The organism is Sulfurifustis variabilis (assembly GCF_002355415.1).
Taxonomy (GTDB): Bacteria; Pseudomonadota; Gammaproteobacteria; order Acidiferrobacterales; family Sulfurifustaceae; genus Sulfurifustis; species Sulfurifustis variabilis.
Genome location: NZ_AP014936.1, coordinates 567,966 through 590,368 on the forward strand (window position 1 = coordinate 567,966; position 22,403 = coordinate 590,368).

Genomic DNA, 22,403 nt, shown 5'->3' on the forward strand with positions numbered 1-22,403 from the left:
TCAACGAATGAACCGATCCGACGAAAGCCGAAGTAGTCACGAGGACGGCGGTCACCGCTCGCTCCTCGACCGCATCAGCCAGGCCCTGCTGGGCGAGCCGGGCTCGCGCGAGGAACTGATCGACATCCTGCGCGACGCGACCGAGCGCGGCGTCATCGACCGGGACTCGCTCGACATGATCGAGGGCGTGTTCCAGGTCTCCGAGATGAAGGTGCGCGACATCATGGTGCCGCGCGCGCAGATGGACGTGGTCGATCGCAACGACCCCCCGGAGACCTACCTCCCGGCCGTGATCGCATCGGGCCACTCGCGTTTTCCGATGGTGGACGGCGACAAGGACAAGGTGGTGGGCATACTGCTTGCCAAGGACCTGCTGCGCTACTTCCAGCTCGACAAGAAGCGCCGTGCCCAGTTCAACCTGCACGACATGCTGCGGCCCGCGGTGTTCGTGCCGGAGAGCAAGCGCCTCAACGTGTTGCTGCGGGAGTTCAAGGCGAACCGCAACCACATGGCCATTGTCGTGGACGAGTACGGCGGGGTGGCGGGGCTCGTGACCATCGAAGACGTGCTCGAGCAGATCGTGGGCGAGATCGCCGACGAGTACGACATCGACGAGGACACCATGATCATGCCGCGCGAGAACGGCGAATACGTGGTGAAGGCGCTGACTCCGCTGGCCGATTTCAACGCGCACTTCAAGACGTCGTTCAGCGACGAGTCGATCGATACGATCGGAGGCCTGGTGCTGACGAGCCTGGGGCACCTGCCGCGCCGCGGCGAGCGCACGCGCATCGACGGTCTTCAGTTCGAGGTGCTGCGCGCGGACAGCCGACGGGTGCATCTGCTCAAGGTGTCGCGCGCCTCCGGCGCCGATCAGGCCGCCGAGTAGCCGCGCCCGCGCCACTTCACGCGCGCTTCTTCGCGGAAGATCCTTTGAGCCTCCCGACGTGCACGCCGAGCCACGAACCCGGCGTGGCGCGCGCGGTCGAACGCGGGACATGTCCGGCCGCGCATCCCCCATGCGAGTGACGACCGACCGCTTCGTGCGGACGGCGCGCGCTCGCGCCGATGTCGCGGCGCTTCTGGCCGGGGTCGCCACCACGCTCGGTTTCGCGCCGTTCGGCCTCTTTCCGCTCGGCGTGCTCGCGCCCGCCGTGCTGTTCGTCGCATGGGACCACGCCACGCCGCGCCGCGCCGCCTGGCGCGGTTTTCTTTACGGACTCGGCCTCTTCGGTGTCGGTGTCTCCTGGGTCTACGTGAGCCTCCATACCTACGGCAACATGCCGGTGCCGCTCGCGGCATTCGCCGTCGTGCTGTTCGTAGCGGGCATGGCGCTCTATCCGGCGTCGCTCGGCGCATTGCAGGCCCGCCTGCGCGGTGCGCCCGCAGCGCTTCGGTGGACGCTCGCCGTGCCGGCGCTCTGGGCGCTCCTGGAGTGGATGCGGGGCTGGTTCCTCAGCGGCTTCCCGTGGCTCAACCTCGGCTACAGCCAGGTCGACAGCCCGCTCGCGGGCTACGCGCCGTGGGCGGGCGTGTACGGCGTCACGTTCGCGGCCGCGGTCTCGGCCGGCCTCATCGCCGCCGCCTGGCTTGATCGGCCTCGGGCGCTGCGCGCCTACCTGCCGATGCTGCTCGTCGTGTGGGTTCTCGGCTGGTTTGCGGGGCAGGTCGATTGGGTGCGCCCGGCGGGGGAGCCGCTGCGCGTCGCGCTCGTGCAGGCGAACGTGCCGCTCGCCTCGAAGTGGCGGCCCGACTCGCGCCAGGCGATCGTCGACCGCTACGTGCAGATGAGCGAGCAGGCGCCGAAGGTCGATCTGATCGTCTGGCCCGAGGCGGCCGTGCCCGGCTATCTCGACGAGCTCGGCCCGGGGCTGGTGCCGCGCCTCGAGCAGATCGCGCAGACGCGCGCCGCCGATTTCCTCTTCGGCGTGGTCGAGCGCGGCACGGATGCGCGCTCGTACTACAACAGCGTGGTGACCGTGGGAAGCGGCAAGTCCAATTATCGCAAGCGGCACCTGGTGCCCTTCGGAGAGTTCCTGCCCTGGCCCGGGCTCTTCGGCTGGCTGATCGAGCACCTGCAGATACCCATGTCCAACTTCAGCGCAGGCGCCCCGGGTCAGTCACCCTTGCCGGCGGCGGGACAACGCATCGGCGTCTCGGTGTGCTACGAGGACGCGTTCGGCGAGGAGGTCATTCGGATGCTTCCCGAGGCGACGCTGCTCGCGAACGTGAGCGAGGATGCGTGGTTCGGCGACTCGCTGGCGCCGCATCAGCGCCTGCAGATGGCCCGTCTGCGCGCGCTCGAGTCGGGACGCGCGATGCTGCGCGCCGCGAACACCGGACCCTCGGCGGTGATCGATCACCGCGGTCGCGTGATCGCGCGCTCGCCGCAGTTCGTCGCGCACACGCTCGTGTCGGACGTGCAGCCGATGCACGGCGCAACCCCCTACGCGCAACGCGGTAATTGGCCGGTCGTCATCGTCGCCGGGCTGCTCGCGCTCGGCGCCTTCGGATGGCGCTGGCGCGCCGGCGCGTGGTCCGCGAAGGAATCCTTGTGATTCGAGCGGTTGTAGTGCCTTCCGTCAAACCTTTCCAGTAAGATGTTTGAGTTCGAGCACCCGGTCACGGGTGCCGCAATAACAAGCAGGCGAGGGTAGAGGAGCCCATTCCCACGACGCTCGCGGCGCGTGTCGGTCCCGCCGCCCCTCCCGCTTCATGGCGAGACGCCGGAAGGACACCGTCGCTTGAGCAAACCATCCGCACGCATCGAACAACAGGGCAGCCGCACGGGTTGTCTCGCCGGCGGCGGCGAGGCAGGTGCGCGGCTGCGCGCGATCGACTGGCGCACCACTGCGCTCGGGCCGGTCGATCGCTGGTCCGCGAGCCTGCGCGCGGCGGTGGCGGTCGTGCTCGCCGCCCCGTCGCCGATGTGCCTCGCCTGGGGCGCGAACCGGATCCTCCTCTACAACGACGCGTTCGCGAAGCTGCGCTTCGTCGCGGGTCTGGACGGCCTTGGACGGCCGGCCAACCAGGCGCTCGGCGACGCGGGGGAGCGCCTCGCTCCGCTCCTGGACCGGGTGCACGCGTTCGGAGACGCAGTCGAGCACGCGCTGACGGGCCTGCCGGATAACGGAGACGCCGGACAGACGCTGCGCCTGAGCCCGGTGGAAGGCAAGGCCGGCGAAACCGGCGGCGTACTGCTCGCGGTTCTGTCGCCCCGGCAGATGGACGAAGGGTCGCACGAGCGGAGGCCGCGTAACGATCCCGCGGGGATGCGCGCGTTCGGCGACGCCATGCCGGCGCTGATCGCTTACGTCGACAAGGACTTGCGCTACCGCTTCAACAACAAGGAGTACGAGCGGTGGTTCGGCGTGAAGCCGGCGGAGCTCACCGGAAAACACGTCCGCGAGGTGATCGGGGACGCGGGACTCGAGGAGCTGAGGCCGTACATCGACGAGGCGCTGGCCGGCCGCCCGGTGCGCTACGAGCGCTGGGTGGTCCGCGCCGACGGGCGCCGCTACGTCGCCGCCGAGTACGTGCCGGACCGTGCCGAGGACGGATCCGTCGCGGGGTTCTACGTGCTCGGCAACGACCTGACCGAGCGCAAGGAGTCGGAGGAGCGCCTGCGACGACGCGAGGAGGAGCTGCACCAGCTGGCGGACACCATGCCCGCGCTCATCGCCGACGTCGGACCGGATCTGCGTTACCGGTTCGCCAATCGGGCGTACGGCGAGTGGTTCCGGATCCCGCCCGAAGACATCGTCGGGCGACACGTGCGCGACGTCATCGGCGAGGACGCCTTCGAGACGATCCGAGCCGAGGTCGACGCGGCCCTCAACGGACACTCCGTCGCCTACCAGCGCTGGATACCCTACCGCACGGGCCGGCGCTTCGTGCATGCGGCGTTGACGGCGCGTCGTGCGGCGGACGGCCGGACGGACGGCTTCTTCGTCCTCGTGACCGACATTACGACCCGGAGACAGATGGAAGAGGCGCTGCGCGCCAGCGAGGAGCGCCACCGCCACCTGATGAGCCTCCTGCCGGCGGCGGTGTACACCTGCGACGCGGAGGGGCGAATCACGTATTTCAATCGGCGCGCGGCGGAGCTCTGGGGCCGCGAGCCTCCGATCGGCGAGACGGACGAGCGCTTCTGCGGCTCGTACCGACTGTGGCGCCCGGACGGCCGTCCTCTGCCTCACGACGAGACGCCGATGGCGGTGGCGGTCCGCGAAGGCCGCGGCACGCGCAACGCGGAGGTCGTGATCGAGCGCCCGGACGCCTCGCGCATCACCGTATCCGTGAACATCGATCCGATGTACGACGCCGATGGCCGCGCCGCGGGCGCCATCAACGTGTTCCAGGACATCAGCGGCATCAAGCAGGTGGAGGCCGATCTGCGCTCGCGCGAGGCGGAGCTCCGCGTCATCACGAACTCGACCCCCGCGCTCATCGCCTACGTCGATCAGCACCGGGCTTATCGATTTGCCAATACGGTGTACGAGGAGTGGTTCGGCCTCGCTCCGGGGCAGGCCGTCGGCCGGTCCGTCCGGGAGGTATTGGGCGAGACGGCGTACGAACAGCTACGGGATCGTATCGATCGCGCGCTCGCCGGCGAGAGCGTGGAGTACGAGACGCAGATCCCGCACCGGTCGGGCGGCGTGCGCTGGGTGAAGGCCAGCTACGTACCCGACGTCGACGAGAGCGGCCAGGTGAAAGGTTTCTTCGCGCTGGTGAACGACATCACCGGCCGCAAGGAGACGGAAGAGGCGCTGCGCCGGAGCGAGGAAGAGCTGAAGCTCATCACCGACACGATCCCGGCGCTCATCGCCTACATCGACCGCGACCTCCGTTACCGCTTCAACAACCTCGCCTACGAGAACTGGTTCGGACACGCGCGCGAAGAGGCCTACGGCCGGCACATGCGCGACGTGCTGGGCGAGGAGGCCTTCCGGGCGATCCGTCCCTATGCCGAGCGCGCGCTCGCCGGAGAGACGGTGCGCTTCGAGACGTGGGCCGATTACCGCGACGGCGGACGGCGCTACATCGATGCGACGTACATGCCAAGACGCGCGGCGGGAGGCGAGGTCGACGGTTTCTTCGTGCTCGTCGCCGATCTCACCGGACGGAAGCAGGCCGAGGACGCGCTGCGCCAGAGCGAGGAGCGTTACCGGCACATCTTCGAAACCGCCGAGGTGTCCATCTGGGAGGAGGACTACTCGCCGATCGAAGCCGATGTGGCCGCCCTGCGCGGGCGGGGCGAAGAGGACCTCCGCGCGTATCTCGCGGCGCACCCCGACCTCGTGGACGACGTCTTTCGCCGCGTGCGCATCGTGGACATCAATGCGAACACCCTCGCGCTGTTCGGCGCCGCGTCCAAAGAGGAGCTCATCGCGTCCTGGGACCGGATCTTCGTGCCCGAGACGCGCGCCGCGCTCATCGAGGAGCTGACCGCGATCATCGAGCGACGGACGCGCTATTCGGGCGAAACGGTGGTGCGAAATCTGCGGGGCGAGCGCCTCGATGTCGTCTTCAACATGGTCGTTCCGGTGCCCGGCGATCTCCGCCGCGTGCTCATCACGCTCATGGACATCACGGCACGACGGCGTGCCGAAGAACAGAGCGCGTTCCTGGCGGAGGTCAGCACGATCCTCGCGGGGTCGCTCGATTACGAGAACACCCTCTCGCAAATCGCGCGGGCGGCCGTCCCGCGCATGGGCGACTGGTGCGCCGTGGACATCGTCGACGAGAACGGCCGTTTCCGCCGGCTCGACCTCGTTCACTGGGACGCGCAGCGTACCGCCGCCGCACGGGCGCTGATGGAGCGCTATCCGGTCAATGCCGACGCCGATTACGGCACCTACCGGGTGGCGCGGCAGGCCCTCCAGTCGGGACATCCGGTGCTGGCTTCCGAGGTGAGCGACGACCTGCTCACGGCCATCGCCAGGGACGACGAGCATCTGACGCACCTGCGCGCGTTCGGGTTCAAGTCCTACATGTGCGTACCCCTCATTGCGCGCGGACGCGCGCTCGGCGTCCTGAGCCTGGCGTCGGCGGAGTCGGGGCGTCGCTATACGCCCGAGGACCTCTCGCTCGCGGAGGAAATCGCGCGGCGCGCGGGAATCGCCGTCGACAACGCGCGCCTCTACCAGGAGGCGCAACAGGAGCTCAAGCGCCGGCGCGCCACCGAGCAGGCGCTTCGGGACAGCCGCGAACGCCTGCGGCTCGCGCTCGGCGCGGGACGAATGGGCACCTGGTCCTTCGAGCTCGTTCCCGAGGAACGGGTCGTCTGGTCGCGCGAGCTCCAGGCGCTCGTGGGATTCGACGCCGGCGAATTTCCGGGCACGCTCGATGCCTTCCTCGAGGCGGTCGCCCCGGAGGACCGCGAGCGCATCGCCCGCCTCCTCGAGCAGGCGCGCGCGGGTGTCGGCGGGAACGAGATCGAGGCGGAATTCCGCGTTCACCGCCGGGACGGCGGCATGCTCTGGATGGTGGCGCGCGGCCGGGTCTACCTGGATCCGGACGGCCGGCCGGTGCGGATCGCCGGGATCGCGATCGACGTCACGGAGCGCAAGCAGGCGGAGCAGGCGCTCGAAGAGAGCCAGCGGCGCCTGCACGCCATCTTCACCAACGCGCTCGATGCCATCCTGCTGCTCGACGACGCGGGCCGCTGCATCGAAACGAACCCGGCGGCCGTGGGCCTGCTCGGTTACAGCCGCGAGGAGCTGCTGGGCATCGACGTCCCGGCGCTGACGCCCGAGGAGCTTCGGCCGCGGGCCGCGGAGATGTGGAACGCGCTCCTCGCGGCCGGCGAGCAGGCCGGCGAGCAGGAGCTCGTCCGCAAGGACGGCCGGCGCGTGACGGTGAGCTACCACGCCGTCGCGCGCCTCCTCCCGGGTCTTCATCTTTTCATTCTGACCGACATCACCGACCGCAAGGCGGCCGAGGCCCTGCTCGAAGTGCGCGTGCGCCAGCAGCAGGCGGTCGGACGGCTCGGCCGGGCCGCGCTCGAAACGGACGATCTGCAGACGGTGTTCGACATGGCGGTCGATCTCGTCGCGCAGACGCTCGACGCGGACTACTGCAAGGTGCTCGAGCTCCTGCCCGACGGGAACGAGCTCCGGCTGCGCGCCGGCGTGGGTTGGAAGGACGGCCTGGTCGGCCGCGCGACGGTCGGGACGGAGCTCGGCTCGCAGGCGGGCCATACGCTTCTCTCGAAGACCCCCGTCATCGTAGACGACCTGCGGAGCGAGACGCGCTTTCAGGGCCCCCAGCTCCTGCACGACCACGACGTCGTCAGCGGCATGAGCGTGACCATCATGGACAGCCGCGAGCGCCCCTTCGGCGTGCTCGGGGTGCACACGCGCGCGTTCCGGCGTTTCTCGCCCGAGGACGTGAGCTTCCTGGAGGCCGTCAGCCACGTGCTGTCGGCGGCGATCCAGCGCCACCGGGCCATGGACGAGATCCAGCAGGCGCGCACCGATCTCGAGCGCCGGGTGGAGGAGCGCACGACCGAGCTGGCGCGTCTCAATCAGTCGCTGCGCGACGAAATCGTGGAGCGCATGGGCGTGGAGGCGGCGCTGCGCGACTCGGAGGCGCAATACCGGCTGCTGTTCGAGCGCAACCCGCTGCCCGCATGGGTGTTCGATCTCGATACCCACGAGATCCTGGCGGCGAACGAGACGGCGGTCTGGAAGTACGGCTACACGCGCGAAGACCTGTTGCGCATGCGCGTCGACGAGCTCCACCCGCCGGAGGACCTCGAGGGTCCGCTCGACTACACGGAGCGTTTCCCGCCCGAGACCGCGTACATGGGCGCGTGGCGCCATCGCAAGCACGACGACACCGTGGTCGACGTGGAGCTGTTCGCGTACGAGGTGCTGTTCCGGGGCCGCTGGGCTCGCCTCGTGCTCGCGAACGACATCACCGAGCGCAAGCGCGCCGAGCAGGAAGTGCGGGTGCTGGAAAGCATCGCCCGCGCGATCAGCGAGGCGGTCGATCTCGACGAGGCCCTGCATGCCGTGCTGTACCACGTCTGCCAGACCACCGGCTGGGTGCTCGGCGAGGCATGGGTGCCGGCCGCGGACGGAACACGTTTCGTGAAGAGCCCGGCATGGTACGGCGCGGCGGACGAGTTCGGGCCGTTCGTGGCGCAGAGCGCGGGCGCCCAGTTCCGGCCCGCCGAGGACATGGTGGGCCGGGCGTGGACGACGCGCCAGCCGGTCTGGGTGCCGGACGTCACGGTGGACGTGAACTTCCTCCGCGGCGAAGGCGCGCGCGCGGCCGGCCTCCGTTCGGGCATGGCATTCCCGGTCGTCGCGGGCGCCGAGGTGGTCGCGGTGCTCGCGTTCTTCCTCAAGGAGGAGCGTCGCGAGGACGAGCAGCTCATCAAGCTCGTCGCGACGGTCGCCGCGCACGTCGGCCTGGCGATCCAGCGCAAGCGCGCGGAGGAACGGCTGCGCGAGAGCGAGGAGCGCTTCCGGTGGCTGGTCGAGGGGGCGCACGACTACGGCCTGTACATGCTCGATCCGGACGGACGAATCGCAAGCTGGAACCGGGGCGCGCAGCGCCTGAAGGGGTACGTCGAGGAGGAGGTACTCGGACGCTACTACTCCATGTTCTACACCGAGGAGGACATCCGGCGCCTGGCGCCGCAGCGCGCGCTCGACCGCGCGGCGACGGAGGGCGTGTACGAGAGCGAGGGCTGGCGCGTGCGCAAGGACGGCTCGCGTTTCTGGGCGAACGCCACCATCACCGCCCTGCGCGACGCGAACGGCACGCTCCGCGGCTTCGTGAAAGTGACGCGCGACATCACCGAGCGCCGGGAGGCGGAGGAGCGGCTGCGCGAGAGCGAGGCACGCCTCGCCCGCGCGCAGGAGTTCTCGCTGCTCATGGTCGCGCACACGGCGCTCGACGGCCGCTGGCTCAAGGTGCCGCCGATGCTGTGTGCACTGCTGGGCTACACCGAGGAGGAGCTGCTCGCCGGTCGCTTCCGCGACGTGACGCATCCCGACGACTTCGAGGCCGAATGGGCGCTGTGCCAGCGCCTGATACGCGGCGAGGCGAAATCGTTCGATATCGAAAAGCGGTTCCTGCGGCGGGACGGGAGAGTGATCTGGGTGTACCAGAACACCTCCGTGGTGCTCGGCCCCGAAGACCGCCCGCTGCACTTCCTCACCTTCGTGCGCGACATCACCGAGCGGCGCGAGGCCGAGGAGCAGCTCAGGAAGAGCGAGCTCCAGCTTTCCGAGGCCCAGCGCCTGGCGCACCTCGGAAGCTGGGAATGGAACATCGCGGCGGGAAACGTCGAGTGGTCCGAGGAGCTGTACCGCATCTACGGCGTGGAGCCCGGCACCCCGGTCACCTTCGAAGCGTATCTCGAGCACGTGCATCCCGACGACCGCGAGCGCGTGCAGGACGTCATCGCCCAGGCGATCCGCGGGCGCGAGCCGTTCACGATGGAAGAGCGCGTCGTGCGCGCGGACGGGGAGCTGCGCCACCTGCTGAGCCAGGGAGCGCTGATCGTGAACCCGAAAGGCGAGGTCGCGCGCATGGTCGGCGTTTGCCTCGACATCACCGAGCGCAAACGCGCCGAGGAAAGGGTGCGCGAATACGCCGGGCGCCTGCAGAGCCTCTCGCTCCGCCTGCTGGAGGCGCAGGAGACGGAGCGCCGTCGCATCGCGCGGGAGCTGCACGACCAGATCGGCCAGGACCTCTCCGTCATCAAGATCAACCTGCAGACGCTCAAGCGCCTCCCGGGCAGCGCCTCGCTCGGCAGCTATATCGACGAGACCATACGCGTCGTGGAAGGCGTGCTGGCCACCGCGCGCAATCTCTCGCTCGAGCTGCGGCCTTCCATGCTCGACGACCTCGGCCTCGCGGCGGCCCTGCGCTGGTACCTGGACCGGCAGGCGCAGCGCGCCGGCTTCGCGCTGCATTTCGAGGCCGACGCGGCGGAGGAGCGCGTGCCGCCCGCGATCGAGACGGCCTGCTTCCGGCTCGCGCAGGAAGCGGTGACGAACGTGATGCGCCATGCGCGCGCCTCGCGCGTGGACGTCGAGCTCGCGCTGGACGAGCGCGCGCTGCGCATGCGCATCGCCGACGACGGCGAAGGGTTCGACGTGGAAGCGGCGCGACTGCGCGCGGCGCGCGGAGAGAGCTTCGGTCTCCTCGGCATGGAGGAGCGCGCCTTGCTCGCCGGGGGTCGTCTGGAAATAATATCGGCCCCCGGTCAGGGGACCGAGATACACGTCCACTTCCCGCTCAGCGGAGATAACGAATGAAACCCATCCGCGTAGTGCTCGCCGACGACCACAGCCTGTTCCGCGCGGGCATACAGGCGCTGCTCACCCAGATCGAAGGCGTGGAAGTGGTCGGCGAAGCCGACAACGGGCGAGCCGCGCTCGACATGATCCGATCCCGCACGCCCGACGTGGTCTTGATGGACATCGCCATGCCGGAGATGAACGGCCTCGAGACCGCGGCACGCGCCTCCAAGGAATGCCCTAACTGCAAGGTGATCATGCTGTCGATGCACGCGGGCGAGGAGTACGTCATGCAGGCGCTTCGGGCGGGTGCGTCGGGCTACCTGCTGAAGGACGCCGCAACGTCCGAGCTCGAGCTCGCCGTCCGTGCGGTGGCGCGCGGCGAGACGTACCTGACGCCGACCATTTCCAAGCGCGTGATCGACGATTACCTCATGCGCACCACGGGTACGCACGGCCCGCTCGATCAGCTGACCAAGCGTCAGCGCGAGATCCTGCAGCTCATCGCCAAGGGATACACCTCCAAGGAGATGGCGCAGATGCTGAACCTCAGCCCCAAGACGATCGAGACGCACCGCACGCAGCTCATGAAGCAACTTGACATCCACGATGTCGCCGGCCTCGTGCGCTACGCGATCCGGGTGGGGCTCGTTACCCTCGACGCCTGAACGGTTCCCCCCGACCGAGCCCGACCCTCCCCGCGGTCTCGGGCTCAGGGTTTTCCCTGATCCCCTCTCGGGAAACCCCCGATCCGGCAGGCCGCTTCCCCCGGTAATATCGCCGGGCATTTTCCCGGTTACGCCTCCTCGATGCGCCCTGCTAGCTTTCGGTGCGGGGTGCCTTTTGGCCTCAACGAAGGAGGGGTCGTGCTGGAGAAAAGGCCAGGCAGCAGCAGTGGCGCGCGCGGTTGGGCGGAATGCGCGTACTCCTGGTAGACGACAACAGCCAGTTTGCCTCGGCCGCAACGCGGTTTCTGTCGCTCATCGGACAGCTCCACGTGGTCGGCTATGCCCGTTCGGGGCGCGAAGCACTGGAACAGGTGAACCGGCTCCAGCCCGATCTCGTGCTCATGGACGTGATGATGCCGGACATGGACGGTCTCGAGGCGACGCGGCACCTGAAGGAGTCGCACGCCTCGGCGCGGATCGTGATCCTGACCCTGCACGACAGCGCGGAGTATCGCGCCAGGGCGCGGGAGGTGGGGGCCGACGCGTTCGTGAGCAAGGAGGAGTTCGGCACCGCGCTCCTCGACGTCATCGACCGCCTCGGGCTGGGGGAGGAGTCCGCGCAATGAAAGGTGCGGCGTTCCCTGCTGTGGAAAGACGACATTAGACAGCCGGCATTCGAGAACCGGGCAACACCAGGGATAACTCATGGCTCTACCCCCATCCGGCCGCGGTCCGGGTATCGCGGCGCGCCTGCTGCTCGCGTGCCTCGCGCCGCTCCTGCCCGCCCTCGCCGCGGGACAATCCCTCGACCTCGACATAAGGCGCCTCACGCTCGAGGAGCTCATGGACATCGACGTGTACAGCGTATCCCGCAAGCTCGAGCGGGTGCGCGGCACGGCCGCCGCGGTCTACGTGCTGACGTCGGAGGACATCCGCCGGTCGCGCGCCACCAGCCTCCCGGAGGCGCTCCGGCTGGTGCCCGGGGTGCAGGTTGCGCGTCTCGACGCGAACAAGTACGCCATCGGCATACGGGGCATGAACGCACGCACCTCCAACAAGCTCCTCGTGATGATCGACGGCCGCACGATCTATGACCCGTTGTTCTCCGGGGTGTTATGGGAGGCGCGCGATGTCATGCTAGAGGACGTCGAGCGCATCGAGGTGATCCGCGGACCCGGCGGAACGCTGTGGGGTTCCAATGCCGTCAACGGCGTGATCAACGTCATCACCAGGAGCGCGCGCGACACGCAGGGAGGGCTCGTCGCGGTCGGGGCCGGAACCGAAGAGCGCGCCTTCGGGGCCGCCCGCTACGGCTGGAAGCCGGGCGAACGCAGCGCCGCACGCGTGTACGCCCAGGGCAACCGCCGCGACGAAAGCTTCGCATCGACGGGGGAGGCGTTCGACGATTCGCAAAGGCGGCGCGGCGGTTTTCGTGTCGACTGGGAGCCGACCGGACGGGATCGGCTGCGCTTCTCGGGGGACGTGTACCGTGCGACCGCCGGCGAGGCGTTGCCGGCGCCGGTCGATTCGCAGGACGTGGAGCATCAAGGGGGGAACATCGTGGCGGCGTGGACCCGATCGCTGGGGGAGGGCTCGGAGCTCCGACTCCGGTTCTACTACGATCGCGCGGAGATCGACAATCTGTACCTGGGCGAGGAACGCGACACGCTCGATTTCGAGACGCAGCACCGGTTCCGCATGTCTCCGCGACAGGAGCTCACGTGGGGCGTAGGACATCGCCAGAGCCGCGACGACATTCGCAGCAGCTCCGCGATCGCGATTGCGCCCGCCGAGCGCACCTTGCAATGGACCAATGTGTACGCGCAGGACGCCGTCGCGCTCGTGCCCGGACGCTGGCGCCTGGTGCTCGGAACCAAGGTGGAGGAAAACGAGTACACCGGGGCCGAATGGCAGCCGAGCGTGCGAATCGCGCACACGCCGGACGACAAGCGCACGTACTGGGCTTCGGTGTCGCGCGCGGTCCGCACGCCGTCCCGTTTCGAAGCCGATCAGGTGGCGGGGACGGTGCGCATCGGCGAGAACTTCGGCGTGGAGAAGCTGGTGGCGTACGAGGCCGGTTACCGCGCCCAGCCCGACCGCTTCTGGTCGTGGGACGTCGCGTTCTTCTACAACGTTTACGACGAGCTGTTGACGCTGGAGCCGAGCGGCCTCCTCGCCAACGGCATGCAGGGCGAGACCTACGGCCTCGAGCTGACGGGGCGCTGGCAGGTACGCCCCGACGTCCGGTTGGAGGCGATATACGGCTATCTCGGCCAGGATCTCGAGCTGGAGGAGGGCAGCGGCGCCACGACGTGGCCGGCGCGCACCGAGCGCCTCAACCCGAAGCACGCCTTCTCGCTCCACGGCGCCTTCGACATCGCCCGGAACGTCGAGATCGACGCGACCTTGCGCTTCGTGGACGAGCTGCCGGGGATCGAGGTGCCCGGCTTCACGGGCGACATCGCGGCCTACACGGAGCTCGACCTCGGCGTCGGGTGGCACGCGCGCCGCGACCTGGAGCTCTCGCTCGTCGGCCAGAACCTGCTCGATCCGCACCACCCGGAGCATTCGCTCGCGACCGAGGTGCAGCGCGGCGTGTACGGAAAAGTGACATGGCGATTCTGAGATGGCGTTTGCTGCGCGGCCGTTGCAGGGAGCGTGACGGGGCTCGCACAAGAACAACCGCAAAGGAGGCCGGCGACGGGTGCCAGGCATGGATAGGAAGAGAGGCGGTGGTGTCTATTCCGCGGTAGCCGCGTTCGCGCTCGTGCTGGCGGGCGCCGCGGCCGCGGAGCCCCCGCCGCTGGAGTACCAGGCGAAGGCGTCCTTTGTCTACAACTTCATCCAGTTCACCGACTGGCCGGACGACGTGTTCAGCGGCAACAACAGCTTCAATCTCTGCGTACTCGGGCCCGACTCGTTCGGGCGGGCGCTCGACGCGCTCGCCGGCGAGCCGGCCACGGGGCACCCGATCGAGATCAAGCGCCTCGCGCGCGCCGAGACGGTCGCCGACGCGGGGTGTCACCTCGTGTTCGTGAGCGCGGCGCACCGTCCGAGCGTCGAGTTGCTGAAAAGCGTATCGGGACACGGCGTGCTCACCGTGGGCGAGGCCTCCGGCTTCACCGCGCTCGGCGGCGTCATCAACCTGTTCGAGGAGCGCGGGCGGCTGCGCTTCGAGGTCAACCGGCACGCCGCCCAGCGGGCCGGGCTGCAACTGAGCTCGCGTTTGCTCGAGCTCGCCGCGGAGCCCCGATGAGCGCGATCGCCGCCGTGGCGCCGAGACGGCCGTTGGGTACGCGTTCCATCCGGTTCAAGCTCGTGGCCGTCATGCTCGGGGTGGCCGCGCTCACCCTCGCGCTCGCCGGCGCGGGGATCCTGGTCTACGCCCGGACCAGCTTCGACCGCCAGATGGCGCAGCAGCTCCAGACGCTCGCGGACGTGATCGCGCTGAACAGCACCGGCGCCCTCGCGTTCGGGGACGCGAAGGTGGCCACCGAAACGCTGTCGGCCTTGCGCGGAGACGCGCAGGTGCGCGCGGCGGCGCTCTACCTTGCCGAGGGCCGGCTCTTCGCGAGTTACGCGAGAGAGCCGGGAACGGTCGAGGTGCCCGACCGTCTGGACCTGCTGCCTTACTATGAGCACGCGGGCGACCGCGTCGTGCTGACCGATCTCGTCATGCTGAAGGATCGTCCGCTGGGCGCGCTCTATCTGGTCGCCGATACCACGCAATGGGACGAGATCTGGCACGGCTACACCGGGATACTCGTCGCCCTGTTCCTCGCCGTGCTCACGGTCGGTCTCCTGCTCTCCGTCTGGCTCCAGCGGCTGTTCAGCCGGCCGGTGCTCGACCTCGCGGGCCTCATGCACCGCATCGGGCGCGAGCGCGACTACACCCTCCGGGCCGGAAAATTCGCCGATGACGAGATCGGCGCGCTGGTCGACGGGTTCAACGACATGGTCGCGCAAATCGAGCGGCGGCGCCTGGAGGTCGAGCAGGCGCGCGCGGAGCTCGAGAGCCGGATCGTCGAGCTGAACGTCGAGATGGCCGAGCGCGAGCGGGCCGAGCAGGCGCTCCGGCGGAGCGAGGAGCGAGAGCGGGCCCACGCCGCCGAGCTGCAAAGCGTGATGGAGGCCGTGCCGGCGGTGGTGTTCGTCGCGCGCGACCCCGAATGCCAAATCGTCACCGCCAACCGCGCCGGTTACGAGTTGCTCGGTCTGCCTCCCGGGTCCAACGTCTCGAGGACGCCTTCGCCGGGAGCGGCGCCCCCGCCGTTCCGGGTGCTGCACGACGGCCGGGAGCTCCCTTCCGGTGAGCTGCCCGTGCAGCGCGCCGCCCGGACCGGGTCGGAGATCCGGAACTTCGAGCTCGAGGTCGCGCTCCCCGGCGGGAAACGGCACGTGCTTCTGGGAAGCGCCGTGCCGCTGCTCGGTCCCGACCGCAGGCCGCGCGGCGCCGTCGCGGTGTTCGTCGATATCGCCGAACGCAAGCGGGCCGAGGAGGCCCTGCGCGCGAGCGAGGAACGTTACCGGACACTCGTGTCCGCGACGACCTCGGTCGTCTGGACGACCGACCCGGCCGGCCGTTTCGTCGAGCCGCAGCCCGGCTGGCAGGCCTACACCGGACAGACCTGGGACGAGTACCGCGGGCTCGGCTGGCAGGAGGCGCTGCATGCCGACGACCGCGAGCGCGTCCTCGCGGCCTGGAAGCGCGCGGTCGAAACCGGCGAGGGTTACGAGTCGGAAACCCGGCTCTGGCACGCCCCGAGCGGGCGGTATCGGTACGTCGCCGCCCGCGCCGCGGCGCTGCGCGACCAGGCCGGCGGAATCCGCGAATGGATCGGCACCTTCTCCGACATCGACGACCGCAAGCGCGCCGAGGAGCAGTTCCGTCTCGCGGTGGAGGCCGCGCCGAACGCCATGGTCATGATCGATCAGGACGGCCGGATCCTGCTCGCCAATCGTGAGCTGGAGGCGCTCTTCGGATACGAACGCGAGGAGGTCATCGGCCAGCCGGTCGAGCTGCTGGTGCCCGAACGCTCCCGCGCGCTGCACCCGGATCAGCGCCGCGGCTTCTTCGCCGATCCGCGCGCCCGCACGATGGGCGCGGGACGCGAGCTCTACGGGCGCCGCAAGGATGGCCGGCAGGTCCCGGTCGAGATCGGGCTCAATCCGATCGTGACCAACGAGGGCGTGCTCTGCCTCGCTTCCATCATCGACATCACCGAACGCAAGCGCGCGGAGCAGGAGTTCCGGCGCTACACCGAGGAGCTCAAGCGCAGCAATCGCGAGCTCGCGCAATTCGCCTACGTCGCCTCGCACGACCTCCAGGAGCCGCTGCGCGCCATCTCGGGATGCGTCCAGCTGCTTCAGCAGCGCTACCGCGGCAAGCTCGACCAGCGCGCCGACGAGCTCATCGAGCACGCGGTCAGCGGCGCCGTCCGCATGCAGACGCTGATCAACGACCTGCTCGCTTACTCGCGCGTCGATTCGCGCGCCCGGCCGTTCGAGCGCTGCGACCTCGGTCAGCCGCTCGCGCAGGCGCTCGCGAACCTGCAGCTCGCGATCGCCGAGAGCGGGGCGACGGTCACGTCGGACGACATGCCCGTCATCACCGGGGATCCCGTGCAGATCACACAGCTCCTGCAGAACCTCATCGGAAACGCCATCAAGTTCCGCGGCGATCAGCCCCCGCGCGTGCACGTCGGCGTCGACCGCAAGGGCGAGCGGGTGCTCTTCTATGTCCGCGACAACGGCATAGGTATCGAGCCGCAGTACTTCGAGCGCATCTTCGGCGTGTTCCAGCGGCTGCACACGCGTACTCATTATCCGGGCACGGGGATCGGGCTGGCCATCTGCCGTAAGATCGTCGAACGGCACCACGGCCGGATCTGGGTCGAGTCGGCGGGAGGCAAGGGTTCCACGTTCTACTTCACCCTCCAGGCGGGAAGCGCGCAGGATGAGCAACCGGGGCAGTATCGGCATGGCGGATAGCGCGGCGAGGACGTGGCGGCCCGGCCGCCCGGCGCACATCCTGCTCGTCGAGGACAGCCCCACGGACGCCATGATGGTCCGCGAAATCCTCGCACAGGCGACGGTGCCGAGCGCACTGCACGTCGTCGAGGACGGGCTCGAGGCGCTTGCGTTCCTCCGAAAGGAGAACGGCTACGGCGACGCGCCGCGCCCGGACCTGATCCTGCTCGATCTCAAGCTGCCGAGAAAGAACGGCCAGGAGGTGCTCGCCGAGATCAAGTCCGACGAGCGGCTTCGGACCATTCCGGTGGTCGTGCTGACGAGCTCGCACGAGCAGAGCGATGTCCTCGACGCCTACCGCCACTACGCGAACTCCTACGTCACGAAGCCGGTCGACTACGCGCGCTTTGCCGAGGCGGTGCGGCTGATCGAGCGTTTCTGGCTCGAGCTCGCGACGCTCGCGGAGAGGGACTGATGCGCGAGCGCCCGATCACCGTGCTCCTGGTCGAGGACAGCCCCACCGACGCGCTCCTCCTGCGCGAGGCGTTGTCCGAGGAGCGCGCCGTACAGTTCCGCACGGCGCACGTCGAGCGCCTGGCCGACGCGCTGCGCTCGCTGCAGGAGCAGCAGTACGACCTGATCCTGCTCGACCTGGGGCTTCCCGACAGCCAGGGGCTCGACACGTTCGCCCGGGTGCACGAGCAGGCCCCGCAGGTCCCGATCGTCGTGCTGACCGGCCTCGACGACGACCAGCTCGCGCTGCGCGCGGTGCAGGCGGGCGCGCAGGACTTCCTCACCAAGGGGCGGTTCGACCGGTACTGGCTGGTGCGCAACATCCGCTACGCGCTCGAGCGCCACCAGATGTATCTCGAGGTGCACGCCCTCTCGCTCACCGACGGCCTCACCGGCCTCTACAACCGCCGCGGTTTCATCACCCTCGCCGAGCAGCAGCTCAAGGTCGCCCGCCATACCGAGCGCGGCGTGATCCTGGTCTACGCCGATCTCGACCGGCTGAAATACATCAACGATACCTTCGGGCACCAGGAGGGCGACCGCGCGCTCGTGCACGCGGCCGAACTGCTCGAGCGCACGTTCCGCGCCTCCGATATCCTCGCGCGCATCGGCGGCGACGAGTTCGCGGCGCTGGCGGTTCGCGGCAGCACCGAGGGCATCGAGGCGATCCCGGTCCGCCTGCAGAAGGCGGTAAGCGACTTCAACGTGCAGCACACGCTTCCCTACGAGCTTTCGATCAGCCTCGGCTCCATGTATTTCGACCCCAAGACCACCACATCGATCGAAGAGATGATGCGCCGCGCCGATCAGGCGATGTACGAGCAGAAGCGCCGCAAGCGGGGGCACTGAGCGCGATTCGCCGGGCGACGGCGGGCCGGCGGGGGATTCCGCCGGGCGGACGGCGGCGCCCGTCGGGGCCACGGTTGCGCCGGATGGGCGCGAGGGTTAAAAAGCCCCTTGCCCGCGAAACGGCCTTTGGTTCGAGACGAGGATTCGAAATGAAACACTGGATGCTGGCGGTCGTGTTCGCCGTGACCCTGCTCCCCGCCTGGCCGGGACCCGCTCTGGGAGCGGACGTCCGCATCGGCTACGTCGACATGCGCCGGGTGCTCACGGAGAGCAAGGCCGGCAAGCAGGTAAAGGCGGAGATCGAGAAGACGGTCAAGAAGCGCCAGGAGAAGCTGGCCGGCGAGGAGCAGAAGCTCAAGGAGATGCAGCAGTCCTACGAAAAGGACAAGCTGATCCTGTCCGAAGCGCAGCGCCAGGAGAAACAGAAGGAGTTCGAGCAGAGGCTCAACGCCTACCGCCAGGCGACGGCCGAGGCGCAGCGCGAGATACAGCAGCAGGAGCAGGCGTACACCAAGAAGGCGCTTCCGGAGGTGCGCGACATCATTCGCGATCTCGCGAAGGAAGAGAAGCTGACGCTCGTGTTCGAGAAGCACGAAATGCCGGTGCTGTACGCGGCCGAGGGTCCCGACCTCACCGACAAGATCATCAAGCGCCTCGACGCGAAGCCGGGCACCTGATCCTTGGCCCGCGCCCGGGTTGCCAGCCGCCGGGCGTGGTTTATCATTCCCCTAAGGCTTTCCTCACGGTTTCCGCCGCGCGGAAGACGGGGGAGCCCCAAAGGAGGGGGGGTGCGAACGGGGCGTTCCGCCGGACTTCGCGCGCGTTTGCTGCTGGTGGTCGGCCTGGGCCTGCTCCCGGTAGCCGGCCTCGGCGCGTACCTCGTCCAGCACCAGTGGCGTTCTGCCACCCAGGCGGCCCAGGAAAACGCCCTGCGCGTCGCGCGACTGGCGGTCGCGCGGTTCGAGGGCCTCGCCCGAGGCGCCGAGCAGTGGCTGGCCGCGCTCGGGCGACTGCCTGAGATCCGTGCGCCCGGGGACGGGTGCGCCGGGCACTACGCGCAGCTTCTCGCCGATCACCCGAGCTTCATCGATCTCGGTGTCGCGACGCCGGACGGATCGGTGCGCTGCAGCGCGCGGGCGCGCGAGCGGTTGCCGGAGGCGATCCATTTCGGCGAGGTGTTGGCCGCCCGCCCGTTCGCGGTCGGCGCGTGGCGGTCCGAGAGCGACCAGGCGGAGATCACGTTCGCGCACCGCCTGCACGACGCCCGGGGGAGCCCGACCGGAATCGTCTACGCCACGGTGGACCTCGCGTGGCTCGACCTGTTCGCCGCCGAGGCGCTGTTGCCCGAGCGCGCCAGCCTCAGCATCGTGGACAGCGACGGGCGAATCCTCGCCAGCCTCCCTGCTTCGGCGCGGCCGGGCGTCGCCGAAGCGCGCGGCCCGGTCCCCCTCTTCGCCGCCGTCCTGCGGAACCGGGACGAGGGCACGGCCGAAGGGGAGGATTCGAACGGGGTCGCCCACCTCTACGCCTACAGCCCGCTCCCCGTCGTCACGCGACCGGGCAGCGCCTACGTCTTCGTCGCCATTCCGGCCGATGTCGCCTACGCCCGGGTCAGTCGCGTGCTGGGGCAGATCGTCGCCGGCGTCCTGATCGTCTCGTTCATGGTGCTGTTCGCCGTCTGGAAGGGGCTGGACCTCCTCGTGCTGCGCCACGTGCGCACGCTGCTCGAAACCGCGCGCCGCCTCGCGGCGGGCGATCTCTCGGCTCGAACCCGGATTCCCCACGATCGCGGCGAGATCGCGCAGCTCGCGCACCGCATCGACGACATGGCCGCGACGCTGCAGGCGCGCGACGTCGAATCGCGGCGGGCTCAGGAGGCGTTGATACGGAGCGAGGAACGCTTCCGTCGGCTCGCGGAGAACGCCCGCGACATCGTTTTTCGCGCGCGTGTGCACCCCGAATGGGCGTTCGAGTACGTGAGCGCGGCGGCCGCCGAGGTGACGGGCTACACGCCCGAGGAGCATTACCGGGACCCCGACCTGCTTCGCCGGATGGTGCATCCCGATGATCGGGTGATCCTCGAGCGGGCGATCCTGCGGCGCGCGTTCGACGAGCCGTTGCAGCTGCGCTGGATCCGCAAGGACGGCACCGTGATCTGGACCGAGCACAGCGTGTCACCGCTCCATGACGAGTCCGGCCGGCTCCTGGCGGTCGAAGGCATCGCGCGCGACATCACCGAGCGCCGGCGGACCGAGGAGGAGCTGCGGCTGCTGCAACGCATCTCGGCCGCGGTGGGCGAGGCCGAGGACGTGGACTCGGCGCTGGCGGTCGTGCTGCGCGACGCCTGCCGCGCGACCGGCTGGGCGATGGGGCAGGCATGGCTGCCTTACGGCGAGGGCGGGGCGCTCAAATGCAGCCCGGCGTGGTACGCCGGCGTCGACGGCCTCGAGGCGTTTCGGGCCGCGAGCGAGGTCTGGACGGTGCCGGCCGATTCGCCGGGGATGCTCGCCCGCGCCTGGCGCTCGCGCGCGCCGGTCTGGGTCAGCGACGTGTCGCTGGACGCCGGTTTCGGGCGCCGCGCCGAGGCGATGCGCGCGGGTCTGCGCGCCGCCATGGCCGTCCCGGTGCTCGCGGGAACCGATCTGCAGGCCGTGATCGAGTTCTACCTGCGGGAAGCGCGGCCCGAGGATCATCACTTCGCGCGCACGGTCTCCGGCGTCGCGGCCCAGCTCGGTGCCCTGATCCGTCGCAAGCGTTCCGAGGAGCGTCTCCTCTACCTGGCCCACCACGACGTGCTTACCGGGCTGCCCAACCGGGCGCTCTTCAACGACCGCCTGCGGCAGGCGATGGTGGAGGCGCACCGGCACGAGCGGCTCGTCGGCGTCGCCTTCATCGACATCGACCGCTTCAAGACGATCAACGACAGCCTGGGCCACGAGACCGGCGACCGCCTGCTCGAGGCGGTGGCCGGCCGGATCCAGGGCTGCGTGCGCGAAGGGGACACCGTCTCGCGCATCAGCGGGGACGAGTTCGCGCTGGTTCTCGCCGACATGGCGCACGTGGACGACGCGGCGAGGGTGGCGCGCAACATCCTCGACAGCTTCTCGCGCCCGTTCCACGTGGAGGGACACGATCTTTACGTGAGCGCGAGCGTCGGCATCACCATCTATCCCTTCGACGACCGCGATGTCGAAGGGCTGTTGCGGAACGCCGACGTGGCGATGTACCGCGCCAAGGAGCTCGGGCGCAACACGTATCAGTTCTACGCGGCCGAAATGACGGCCCGTGCCCGCGAGCGTCTCGCGCTCGAGGGCGCCCTGCGCCGCGCGCTCGAACGCGAAGAGTTCACGCTCCGCTACCAGCCCATCGTCGACCTGCGCGGCGGCCGGGTGGTCGGTGTCGAGGCGCTGCTGCGCTGGCGGCATCCCGAGCGCGGCATGGTCATGCCGGAGCAGTTCGTGTCGATCGCCGAGGAGACCGGGCTGATCGTGCCGCTCGGCGAGTGGGTGTTGCGGACCGCGTGCGCGCAGTGCCGGGAATGGGAGGCGGCGGGCCTTCCGCCGCTGCGGCTCGGGGTGAACATCTCGGCGCGCCAGTTTCAGCGGCCCGACCTCGCCGACACGGTCGCACGGATCCTGGAGGAGACCGGCATGCCCCCGAAGCGCCTCGAGCTCGAGCTGACCGAGACGCTGCTGATGCAGAGCCTGGAAGCGACGATCGCGGCGATGCAGCGTCTGAGCGCGATGGGGGTCCAGCTCTCCATCGACGACTTCGGCACCGGCTACTCGAGCCTCGCCTACCTGAAGCGCCTTCCGATCGACCGCCTGAAGATCGACCGCAGTTTCGTGCAGGACATCCCGGGCGACCCGGACGACGCGGCGATCGCGAGCGCGATCATCGCCATCGCGCACAAGCTCGATCTCACCGTCGTCGCCGAGGGGGTGGAGAGCGGGGCGCAGCTGGCGTTCCTGCGCTCGCACGGCTGCGACGTCATGCAGGGGTACTATTTCAGCGAACCCATCGAGCCCGCGGAGTTCGCGCACCTGCTCGCGACCGGACTGCCGGCCCTGCGCCCGCGGCCTGCACGAGCGGGCCCGCGCAAGGTGCGGGAATCCTGAAACAGCGCCGAAGCGCGGGCTGC

Annotated in this window: 12 protein-coding genes; all 12 read left to right on the top strand. The window is 69.4% G+C overall.

Going from position 1 to position 22,403, the window contains the following annotated elements; translation table 11 throughout:
• Positions 1-7: 7 nt before the first annotated feature.
• Positions 8-889, top strand: a complete 882-nt coding sequence (locus SVA_RS02860; RefSeq protein WP_096458524.1) for an HlyC/CorC family transporter — start codon at positions 8-10, stop codon at positions 887-889.
• Positions 890-1,019: 130 nt separating this feature from the next.
• On the top strand, positions 1,020-2,558 hold the full coding sequence (gene lnt, locus SVA_RS02865; RefSeq protein WP_096458528.1) for an apolipoprotein N-acyltransferase: 1,539 nt from the start codon (positions 1,020-1,022) through the stop codon (positions 2,556-2,558).
• Positions 2,559-2,744: 186 nt separating this feature from the next.
• The gene (locus SVA_RS02870) at positions 2,745-10,280 is read left to right on the top strand and encodes a PAS domain S-box protein (RefSeq protein ID WP_096458531.1); all 7,536 of its coding nucleotides are present in this window, start codon (positions 2,745-2,747) and stop codon (positions 10,278-10,280) included.
• A complete protein-coding gene (locus tag SVA_RS02875; RefSeq protein WP_096458534.1) occupies positions 10,277-10,930 on the top strand; it encodes a response regulator in 654 nt (217 codons plus the stop codon). The genes SVA_RS02870 and SVA_RS02875 overlap by 4 nt, the downstream gene beginning before the upstream one ends.
• Positions 10,931-11,178: 248 nt before the next feature.
• The gene (locus tag SVA_RS02880; RefSeq protein ID WP_096458537.1) at positions 11,179-11,556 is read left to right on the top strand and encodes a response regulator transcription factor; all 378 of its coding nucleotides are present in this window, start codon (positions 11,179-11,181) and stop codon (positions 11,554-11,556) included.
• 79 nt (positions 11,557-11,635) lie between these two features.
• The gene (locus tag SVA_RS02885; RefSeq protein WP_096458540.1) at positions 11,636-13,555 is read left to right on the top strand and encodes a TOL_0244 family TonB-dependent receptor; all 1,920 of its coding nucleotides are present in this window, start codon (positions 11,636-11,638) and stop codon (positions 13,553-13,555) included.
• 88 nt (positions 13,556-13,643) lie between these two features.
• On the top strand, positions 13,644-14,186 hold the full coding sequence (locus SVA_RS02890) for a YfiR family protein (RefSeq protein ID WP_096458543.1): 543 nt from the start codon (positions 13,644-13,646) through the stop codon (positions 14,184-14,186).
• Positions 14,183-16,921: a sensor histidine kinase, YfiR-like protein-associated gene (locus SVA_RS02895; protein ID WP_096458546.1), complete on the top strand. Its 2,739-nt coding sequence runs from the start codon at positions 14,183-14,185 to the stop codon at positions 16,919-16,921. The genes SVA_RS02890 and SVA_RS02895 overlap by 4 nt, the downstream gene beginning before the upstream one ends.
• Positions 16,911-17,375: a response regulator gene (locus SVA_RS02900; RefSeq protein ID WP_096458550.1), complete on the top strand. Its 465-nt coding sequence runs from the start codon at positions 16,911-16,913 to the stop codon at positions 17,373-17,375. Before SVA_RS02895 ends, SVA_RS02900 begins: the two co-directional genes overlap by 11 nt.
• Positions 17,375-18,262 carry a GGDEF domain-containing response regulator gene (locus tag SVA_RS02905; RefSeq protein WP_096458553.1) on the top strand — a complete coding sequence of 296 codons (888 nt, stop codon included), beginning with the start codon at positions 17,375-17,377 and terminating at the stop codon, positions 18,260-18,262. Before SVA_RS02900 ends, SVA_RS02905 begins: the two co-directional genes overlap by 1 nt.
• A gap of 149 nt (positions 18,263-18,411) precedes the next feature.
• Complete coding sequence (locus SVA_RS02910; RefSeq protein WP_169923943.1) at positions 18,412-18,939, top strand: OmpH/Skp family outer membrane protein; 528 nt, start codon at positions 18,412-18,414, stop codon at positions 18,937-18,939.
• 111 nt (positions 18,940-19,050) lie between these two features.
• Positions 19,051-22,380 carry an EAL domain-containing protein gene (locus SVA_RS02915; protein WP_096458559.1) on the top strand — a complete coding sequence of 1,110 codons (3,330 nt, stop codon included), beginning with the start codon at positions 19,051-19,053 and terminating at the stop codon, positions 22,378-22,380.
• Positions 22,381-22,403 lie beyond the last annotated feature (23 nt).

Excerpts from the sequence above, each read along its gene's own strand:
- SVA_RS02860 (WP_096458524.1), top strand. The coding sequence starts at position 8 with ATGAACCGATCCGACGAAAGCCGAAGTAGTCACGAGGACGGCGGTCAC.
- lnt (WP_096458528.1), top strand. The coding sequence starts at position 1,020 with ATGCGAGTGACGACCGACCGCTTCGTGCGGACGGCGCGCGCTCGCGCC.
- SVA_RS02875 (WP_096458534.1), top strand. The coding sequence starts at position 10,277 with ATGAAACCCATCCGCGTAGTGCTCGCCGACGACCACAGCCTGTTCCGC.
- SVA_RS02880 (WP_096458537.1), top strand. The coding sequence starts at position 11,179 with ATGCGCGTACTCCTGGTAGACGACAACAGCCAGTTTGCCTCGGCCGCA.
- SVA_RS02885 (WP_096458540.1), top strand. The coding sequence starts at position 11,636 with ATGGCTCTACCCCCATCCGGCCGCGGTCCGGGTATCGCGGCGCGCCTG.
- SVA_RS02890 (WP_096458543.1), top strand. The coding sequence starts at position 13,644 with ATGGATAGGAAGAGAGGCGGTGGTGTCTATTCCGCGGTAGCCGCGTTC.
- SVA_RS02895 (WP_096458546.1), top strand. The coding sequence starts at position 14,183 with ATGAGCGCGATCGCCGCCGTGGCGCCGAGACGGCCGTTGGGTACGCGT.
- SVA_RS02900 (WP_096458550.1), top strand. The coding sequence starts at position 16,911 with ATGGCGGATAGCGCGGCGAGGACGTGGCGGCCCGGCCGCCCGGCGCAC.
- SVA_RS02905 (WP_096458553.1), top strand. The coding sequence starts at position 17,375 with ATGCGCGAGCGCCCGATCACCGTGCTCCTGGTCGAGGACAGCCCCACC.
- SVA_RS02910 (WP_169923943.1), top strand. The coding sequence starts at position 18,412 with ATGAAACACTGGATGCTGGCGGTCGTGTTCGCCGTGACCCTGCTCCCC.